The sequence below is a fragment of the Pseudomonas sp. PS02303 genome (assembly GCF_029959925.1).
Taxonomy (GTDB): Bacteria; Pseudomonadota; Gammaproteobacteria; order Pseudomonadales; family Pseudomonadaceae; genus Aquipseudomonas; species Aquipseudomonas mandelii.
Map to the genome: position 1 here is coordinate 1 of NZ_JASCOM010000289.1, position 7067 is coordinate 7067.

General features: G+C 60.5%; 9 protein-coding genes. 4 read left to right on the forward strand and 5 right to left on the reverse strand.

Annotation, left to right across the window (positions count from 1 at the left end):
• Nucleotides 1–113 precede the first annotated feature (113 nt).
• The 5 genes from QMX98_RS30540 to QMX98_RS30560 all read right to left on the reverse strand — a co-directional run bounded on the left by QMX98_RS30540 (nucleotide 114) and on the right by QMX98_RS30560 (nucleotide 3263).
• Nucleotides 114–494 carry a Rho termination factor N-terminal domain-containing protein gene (locus QMX98_RS30540; protein WP_010461813.1) on the reverse strand — a complete coding sequence of 127 codons (381 nt, stop codon included), beginning with the start codon at nucleotides 492–494 and terminating at the stop codon, nucleotides 114–116.
• 73 nt (nucleotides 495–567) lie between these two features.
• Entirely contained in the window at nucleotides 568–822 is a 255-nt protein-coding gene (locus tag QMX98_RS30545; RefSeq protein ID WP_282411869.1) for a hypothetical protein, read from the reverse strand.
• A gap of 46 nt (nucleotides 823–868) precedes the next feature.
• Complete coding sequence (locus QMX98_RS30550) at nucleotides 869–1207, reverse strand: hypothetical protein (protein WP_010461809.1); 339 nt, start codon at nucleotides 1205–1207, stop codon at nucleotides 869–871.
• An 84-nt stretch (nucleotides 1208–1291) separates the two neighbouring features.
• On the reverse strand, nucleotides 1292–2497 hold the full coding sequence (locus QMX98_RS30555; RefSeq protein WP_282411870.1) for an MFS transporter: 1206 nt from the start codon (nucleotides 2495–2497) through the stop codon (nucleotides 1292–1294).
• A 112-nt stretch (nucleotides 2498–2609) separates the two neighbouring features.
• Nucleotides 2610–3263, reverse strand: a complete 654-nt coding sequence (locus QMX98_RS30560) for an HD domain-containing protein (protein WP_282411871.1) — start codon at nucleotides 3261–3263, stop codon at nucleotides 2610–2612.
• Between the two features lie 212 nt (nucleotides 3264–3475).
• Here QMX98_RS30560 and QMX98_RS30565 point away from each other — a divergent pair, with 212 nt between their 5' ends.
• The 4 genes from QMX98_RS30565 to dgoD all read left to right on the forward strand — a co-directional run bounded on the left by QMX98_RS30565 (nucleotide 3476) and on the right by dgoD (nucleotide 6977).
• Nucleotides 3476–3958 (forward strand): GNAT family N-acetyltransferase, encoded by a 483-nt coding sequence (locus tag QMX98_RS30565; RefSeq protein ID WP_010461803.1) that lies wholly within the window; start codon nucleotides 3476–3478, stop codon nucleotides 3956–3958.
• A gap of 192 nt (nucleotides 3959–4150) precedes the next feature.
• Nucleotides 4151–5149, forward strand: a complete 999-nt coding sequence (locus QMX98_RS30570) for a 2-dehydro-3-deoxygalactonokinase (protein WP_282411872.1) — start codon at nucleotides 4151–4153, stop codon at nucleotides 5147–5149.
• Nucleotides 5150–5162: 13 nt separating this feature from the next.
• Nucleotides 5163–5783 (forward strand): 2-dehydro-3-deoxy-6-phosphogalactonate aldolase, encoded by a 621-nt coding sequence (locus tag QMX98_RS30575; protein WP_077747979.1) that lies wholly within the window; start codon nucleotides 5163–5165, stop codon nucleotides 5781–5783.
• Between the two features lie 45 nt (nucleotides 5784–5828).
• Complete coding sequence (gene dgoD / locus QMX98_RS30580; RefSeq protein ID WP_008152275.1) at nucleotides 5829–6977, forward strand: galactonate dehydratase; 1149 nt, start codon at nucleotides 5829–5831, stop codon at nucleotides 6975–6977.
• Nucleotides 6978–7067 lie beyond the last annotated feature (90 nt).

Consider the following 7067-nt stretch of genomic DNA (forward strand, 5'->3'; position numbering starts at 1 on the left):
GCCTCGCTCCTACAGGGATTTGGTCATACGCGGATTTTCGCTACAACCCGAACCCGTAGGAGCGAGGCTTGCCCGCGAAGGGGCCACTACATTCAATAAAAAAAATCAGGCTTCTACCCAGCCTTGCGCAACGCCTCAATCAACTCTTGTTTACGCATGCTCGAGCGCCCCGGAATCTTCTTCGAAGTCGCTTCCTTCCTCAAACTGTCAACCGTCTGCGTCTCTCGCGAAGCCTTGCTGTCACGCGAATGACCTTCGCGACTGGCCACCGCACGCCGTGACGATTCCTTGCGATCTTCTGATTTGGCACTCGCCGGTTTCTTGCGCCCGGAGCCCCCCTTGCGTTCGCCGCCACCGGACTGCTTGTTCACCGTTGCCCAGGCGCGCGCCTGCGCTTCATCTTTCGAGACACCTTTGTGCTCGTAGCCTTCTTCAATGTGCTCGGCCTTACGCTTTTGCTCGGCGGTATATTTGTCTTTGCTTCCACGAGGCATGGGATTTCTCCTGCTACTTGTAGAGTCGCTCAAACGGTCGCAGCCGCGCACGACTGCGACCTGATCCATCTTGTTAAACGTCCAGCTTGCGCGCCGCCTCAACCCCAGCCGCGCTGAGTTTGATCGGCAGTTGCAGCGAGTGTTCGCCGGCCTCGTTGCAGGACACATGCCCGTGCTGAATCAGCCCGCGATCCTGCAGCGTGGCGAGGGTGCTGGCCACGATTTTCTCCCCCCGGTAATTGTCCAGGACCTCCTTGCCCAAGCCATTTGGATGGGCGTGCAGCAGACGGGTCAGGACTTCTTTCTCAAGGTTGTTATCGACGTTCATGGTTACCTCTTCATGGATGTGGATAGGTGAAACTCGCGTGGGCGAACTATTGGCTGGCGCCGCCTTCGGAACCCGAGCCACCGGTGGTGGTTTTCGAGCCCATGCCGGCGCCGGCGTTATCCGGTGTCTGGGTGTCCGGCATGTTCATGCCACCTTGGCGGCCCGTATCGTTGCCCTGAATCCGTGGGTCGGTGCCCGTTGACGGAGGCTGGCTGCTGTCTACGCCCGTGCCGTTGGTGTTCATGCCGGGTGAGCCTTGGGTGGTCGGATTTTTCTGACCTTCGACCGGGTTGGTCGGGCCGGTACCCGTGGCGGTGGTCGCCGCGAAAGCGGCAGAGGACAACAGCGTGGCGAGAGCGAGGGCGGTCAAGCGGGACATGATCATGGTGTCGTCTCCATTTAATTAGAGTCCTTACCTGATATTGGTCCGCCCCCGATTTGGATTGGTGCCTGATGAACGACGAACGGTTCAGGCCTGTTGCAACGATTTGCTGCTGTCGACCCGACGCCAGATCAAGCGGCCCAAGGTGATCAGCCAGTTCAAAAGCCCTATGGCGAGAACTGTGAGTAGAAGTGTCGTCATTCCGTGTTCGACAATGATCTTCCCGGCGAGCAATGGAAAGCCGAATACACCGATGAAGTACGACAGGCTGAACAGCAACAACGATTGCGAAGTGGTGCCGTGGGGCGTTTCGTTCGCCGCCAGGCCATTGATCACCGAGTACGTCAGCCCGTAGCCGACCCCGAGCATCATCGCTGCCAGCACGTAGCTGAGCTCGCTATCGACCACGAAGCTGAACAGCACAATCGAACCCGCCATCACGCCTGACAGCAGGCACGAAGCGCGCAATGCATCGCGCTTGACCACGACCCCGGCGATCAACATCCGGCTGCTGATTGCCGCACCCATGAAGCCGAAAAAGAACAGCGAGTAATCCAGCGAGCGAGACGCTGCGTAACTGGTTTGAAAGCTCGACAGGCCGCCGAATACGCACCCGCCGAGGCCGACCATGATGATCGGAAACACTGCCCTGGACGACAGCACCTGAGTCGTCGCACGCCAGGAAATGCGGGCGACAGTGGTGGTAGGCGAGGGCGTTTTTTTCAGTTGCGAATGCAGCCGCCAGAACAGCAACACACCCATCAGGCTGGCCAACGCGGCAAGGTAAAAGGCGGCGGTGACGGGATAACCGAACGCACTGGCCGCGCGGCCCAACAGCGGCCCGCTGCCGATCCCTGCCATCATGCTGCCCGACAGCAGCGCAAAGTATTTCGCGCGTTGCGCGGGCGTCACCAGGCTCGCCACGATCATCGGCCCCAAGGTGTAAAACACCCCCCAGCCCAGCCCCAGCAGCAGTCCGAAAAACAGCAACAGATTGCCGAACCCCGGCGTCAGCGCGAAGCCCAGGCTGGCCGCCACCAACAACGCGCCGAACAGCGCAATCGAACGCGCCGCGCCGAGCAGGTCAGACAGGTGCCCGGAGACAACTACCGCCGCAAATGTGCTGAGCATCGCCGCCGAAATCACACTGCCGGCATCATGTTCGTTGCCGCCCCGTGAACCGATCAACAGTGACAACAGGAAGGTCGAGCCGTAGGACAGCGACAGCAAATAACTGGCGAGGCAAAACAGGCCGAACACTCTGCTTGAGACGTGGGGCGTAGCGGTAGACATGACGCGGTTCCTTGACCCGATAAAAACGCTGACCCTCTATCTACCATGTACCTCGACATTGTTAGGTCTGGGGTTATCGATGCCAGGGTTAGCGCGGGCCGGAGTAATGCGCTCAGGTGATGCCGATTTCTTCCTTGAACAGCGCCATAAAACCCTTCAGGCGCTCATGCCTGACGCGCGCCAGCTGCTGGCCGGTGATCGTCTGGAAACCGTCCGCCAGGTGCAGCAACTTGGTCTGAAAGTGATCGAGGCAAAAGCGTTTGTCATCGTAGTCCCGCGCTGTCGCTTCCGGGTCTTGCGGGTCGTAAAGGGCGCTGCCCATGCGTCCGGCGATATAGAACGTGCGCGCTACGCCGAGCATGCCGAGGGAGTCGAGGCGGTCGGCGTCCTGCAGGACTTTGGCTTCGAGCGAGGACGGGGTGATGTTGGCGGAAAAGCTGTGGGCTTCGATGGCGTGGGCGACTGCGCCGATTTTTGCACTTGGCCAAGCCATGTCGCTTAGCACGGCAGATGCTTTTTCAGCAGCCAGGCGTGAGGCCTGTGAGCGCAACGGCGAATTCTTTTCCACCGCCACGCAATCATGCAAAAGCACCGCCGCCAGCAGCACTCCGAGATCGCCGCCTTCTTCAGCATGAAGCGTTCGCACGTTGTGCCACACCCGTTGCAGATGGGACCCATCGTGGGCGCCATCTTCCGAGGGTTCCAGTGCGTGGGGTAGCAGTTGCGCTGCGAGAAGTTGCAGCGGCGCGAAAGCATCAGTGGCCATGACTTTCCTTTGAAGTGAACGCGCTTTTGTGGCGAGGGCGCTTGCTCCCGCCGGGTTGCGAAGCAACCCCATCCCGGGAGCAAAGGTATTTCAGTTAAAACCGAGTTGCCAGCCTTTACGACTGCTTCGCACTCGGACGGGAGCAAGCTCCCTCGCCACAAACCACGCGCCGACTTAGTATGGCGTTTTCAACTTTCGACAAAGGCACGTCCATGACGATCGAGATCCGCCCGGCAACCCCCAGCGATGCACCGCAAATCCTCGGGTTCATCACTGAACTGGCCGACTACGAACGTGCCCGTCACGAAGTCATCGCCAGCGTTGCCGACATCGAACGCAGCCTGTTCAGCGAAGGCGCCACCGCTCACGGCCTGATCTGCCTGCGCGACGGCTTGCCGATCGGCTTCGCGGTGTTCTTCTTCAGCTATTCCACCTGGCTCGGCAGTAATTGCCTGTACCTCGAAGACCTCTACATCACCCCCCAGCAACGCGGTGGCGGCGCCGGTAAAACCTTGCTGCGCCACCTCGCCAAAATCGCCTGCGCCAATGACTGCGGGCGCTTCGAATGGAGCGTGCTGGACTGGAACAAACCGGCGATCGAATTTTATAAGTCGTTGGGCGCGCAGCCGCAGGAAGAGTGGGTCCGGTATCGGATGGATGGGAAGGTGTTGCGGGAGTTTGCTGAGGGGAGTTGATCTTCGGCTTCGACTGCCAACTATCGCAGCTTTCGGCGGCGCCTGCCTCGCTATGCAGGAGTCGTCCGAGGCTGCGATATTTTTTTTGCGTACATCCCATAATATGGGAGTCATATTTATATATTGAGATTTCTCCGCGTCAGGGTTTATAGTCCAGCTCACTCACTGCCAATAAACAAAACAGGTGAAGCGATGCTGGCGCAATTGATCGCGCTCGATTGGGGGACGACCTCATTACGTGCTTACAAACTCGCCGCGGGTGGCCAGGTGCTGGAACAGCGTTCGCTGTCGTCCGGGATCATGCAGCTGCCCCGGACACCGCGAATCATCAACGGTCAGGAATGCGCCGACGGTTTTGAACTGGCCTTCGACGAGGCGTGCGGTGACTGGTTCGACGCGCAGCCGGATTTGCCGGTGATTGCCTGTGGCATGGTCGGCAGCGCCCAGGGCTGGCGCGAAGCGGCCTACTGCGATACACCGGCGAACGTCGCCAATCTTGGAACTTCCCTACAAACCCTTCGCAGTCTTCGCGGTGTTGATGTGCACATCGTGCCGGGCGTGATTCAGCGTTCGCGCTTGCCGAACGTGATGCGCGGCGAAGAAACCCAAGTGCTGGGTGTCCTGCAGAATCTGCCGCTTGAGCAGGGCGCTGACCTGTTGATCGGCCTGCCAGGCAGTCATTCGAAATGGGTGGAAGTGGCCGACGGCTGCATCGTGCATTTCGACACCTTCATGACCGGCGAGATCTTCGCCGTGCTCAGTGAACACAGCATTCTCGGGCGTACCCAGCAAAAGGGCGCGTCGTTTGATGGCCAGGCGTTTGATCGCGGTGTGCAAGTGGCGCTGTCGGCGGAGGGCGAGATCGGTCCGTTGTCGACGCTGTTCAGCGCCCGCAGCCTCGGGCTGACCGGTGAGCTCGGCGCCACTGCCCAACCGGATTACTTGTCCGGCCTGCTGATCGGCCACGAACTGTCGGCGCTGGCCAACGTTCAGCGACGCCGACGCAACAGCGTTCACCTGCCTTCAATCATCCTCATTGGCAACTCCCAACTGTGTGCCCGCTACAGCCGGGCCCTCGACGCCTGTGGTTTTGCCCGCGTGACCCTGGCCGAACAAGCCACCGAACGCGGGTTGTGGCAATTGGCGGTCGCCGCCGGACTGATCGCCGCACACCCATCCCGTTCAACCTGACTGGAGGTCTGACATGCTCAAGCAAGCACTGGCGCAAAACGGTCTGATCGCGATCTTGCGCGGCCTGCGCCCGCAAGAAGCGGCCGCCATTGGCGAAGTCCTTTATGCCGCCGGATTTCGCGTCATCGAAGTGCCGCTCAATTCCCCTGAGCCCTACGACAGTATCCGCATCCTGCGCAGTACTTTGCCCGCCGATTGCCTGATCGGCGCGGGTACGGTGCTGACACCGGAACAGGTCGAGCAAGTGAAAGCGGCGGGCGGTCAGGTGATCGTCATGCCGCACAGTGATGCCAAGGTGTTGCGGGCAGCAAAAGCGGCAGGGTTGTACCTGTCGCCGGGCGTTGCTACGCCGACCGAAGCCTTCGCCGCATTGGCCGAAGGGGCGGACGTGCTGAAGATGTTCCCGGCCGAGCAGATGGGGCCGGCAGTCGTCAAAGCCTGGCTCGCGGTGCTGCCGGCCGGAACCATTCTGGCGCCGGTTGGCGGGATCACGCCGGACAACATGCAGGTGTTTATCGACGCCGGTGTGAAAGGTTTCGGATTGGGTTCCGGGTTGTTCAAACCGGGCATGACGCCTGAGGACGTGGCGGTAAACGCCAAGGCCTATGTCGCTGCATGGAACGCTCTGCGTTAAGACTTTCTGGCGCCGAGCGCGCTACATCTATAAGAGAGACAACAGATGAAAATCACCAAACTCACCACCTTCATCGTTCCGCCGCGCTGGTGCTTCCTCAAGGTCGAAACCGACGAAGGCGTGACCGGCTGGGGCGAGCCCGTGGTCGAAGGCCGCGCACATACCGTCGCCGCTGCCGTTGAAGAATTGTCCGACTACCTGATCGGCAAAGACCCACGCAACATCGAAGACATCTGGACCGTGCTCTACCGCGGCGGCTTCTACCGCGGCGGCGCGATTCACATGAGCGCCCTGGCCGGTATCGATCAGGCGTTGTGGGATATCAAGGGCAAGGCCTTGGGCGTGTCGGTCAGCGATTTGCTGGGCGGTCAGGTGCGGGACAAGATTCGCGTGTATTCGTGGATCGGTGGCGACCGTCCGGCGGACACCGCTCGCGCGGCGAAAGAAGCGGTCGAGCGTGGTTTCACGGCGGTGAAAATGAACGGCACCGAGGAGCTGCAATTCCTCGACTCCTTCGAGAAAGTCGACCTCGCCCTGGCCAACGTTGCCGCCGTGCGTGACGCGGTGGGCCCGAACGTCGGCATCGGTGTGGACTTCCATGGCCGGGTGCACAAGCCCATGGCCAAGGTGCTGATGAAGGAACTCGATCCGTACAAACTGATGTTTATCGAAGAGCCGGTGCTCAGCGAAAACTACGAAGCGCTGAAGGAACTGGCGCCGCTGACCAGCACCCCGATTGCCCTCGGCGAGCGCTTGTTTTCGCGCTGGGATTTCAAGCGTGTGCTCAGCGAAGGTTACGTCGATATCATCCAGCCGGATGCGTCCCACGCCGGTGGCATCACCGAAACCCGCAAGATCGCCAACATGGCCGAGGCCTACGACGTGGCGCTGGCGCTGCATTGCCCGTTGGGTCCGATTGCCCTGGCGGCGTGCCTGCAACTGGATGCGGTTTGCTACAACGCGTTCATCCAGGAGCAGAGCCTGGGCATCCATTACAACGAGAGCAATGACCTGCTCGATTACGTGAAAGATCCGCGAGTGTTCGATTACGACAAAGGCTTCGTGAAGATCCCGAACGGCCCGGGCCTGGGCATTGAGATCAACGAGGAATACGTGATCGAACGCGCCGCTGTCGGCCACCGCTGGCGCAACCCGATCTGGCGCCATGCCGATGGCAGTTTTGCTGAGTGGTGAGTTCCTCCTGACTCCACCATGGTGATCGTTCCCACGCTCTGCGTGGGAATGCCTCACCGGGCGCTCTGCGTCCCTGGCTGTATTCCCACG

What these genes read in the sequence shown, in the direction of transcription:
- QMX98_RS30540 (WP_010461813.1), bottom strand. Translation starts at nt 494, where the DNA reads ATGCCTCGTGGAAGCAAAGACAAATATACCGCCGAGCAAAAGCGTAAG.
- QMX98_RS30545 (WP_282411869.1), bottom strand. Translation starts at nt 822, where the DNA reads ATGAACGTCGATAACAACCTTGAGAAAGAAGTCCTGACCCGTCTGCTG.
- QMX98_RS30550 (WP_010461809.1), bottom strand. Translation starts at nt 1,207, where the DNA reads ATGATCATGTCCCGCTTGACCGCCCTCGCTCTCGCCACGCTGTTGTCC.
- QMX98_RS30555 (WP_282411870.1), bottom strand. Translation starts at nt 2,497, where the DNA reads ATGTCTACCGCTACGCCCCACGTCTCAAGCAGAGTGTTCGGCCTGTTT.
- QMX98_RS30560 (WP_282411871.1), bottom strand. Translation starts at nt 3,263, where the DNA reads ATGGCCACTGATGCTTTCGCGCCGCTGCAACTTCTCGCAGCGCAACTG.
- QMX98_RS30565 (WP_010461803.1), top strand. Translation starts at nt 3,476, where the DNA reads ATGACGATCGAGATCCGCCCGGCAACCCCCAGCGATGCACCGCAAATC.
- QMX98_RS30570 (WP_282411872.1), top strand. Translation starts at nt 4,151, where the DNA reads ATGCTGGCGCAATTGATCGCGCTCGATTGGGGGACGACCTCATTACGT.
- QMX98_RS30575 (WP_077747979.1), top strand. Translation starts at nt 5,163, where the DNA reads ATGCTCAAGCAAGCACTGGCGCAAAACGGTCTGATCGCGATCTTGCGC.
- dgoD (WP_008152275.1), top strand. Translation starts at nt 5,829, where the DNA reads ATGAAAATCACCAAACTCACCACCTTCATCGTTCCGCCGCGCTGGTGC.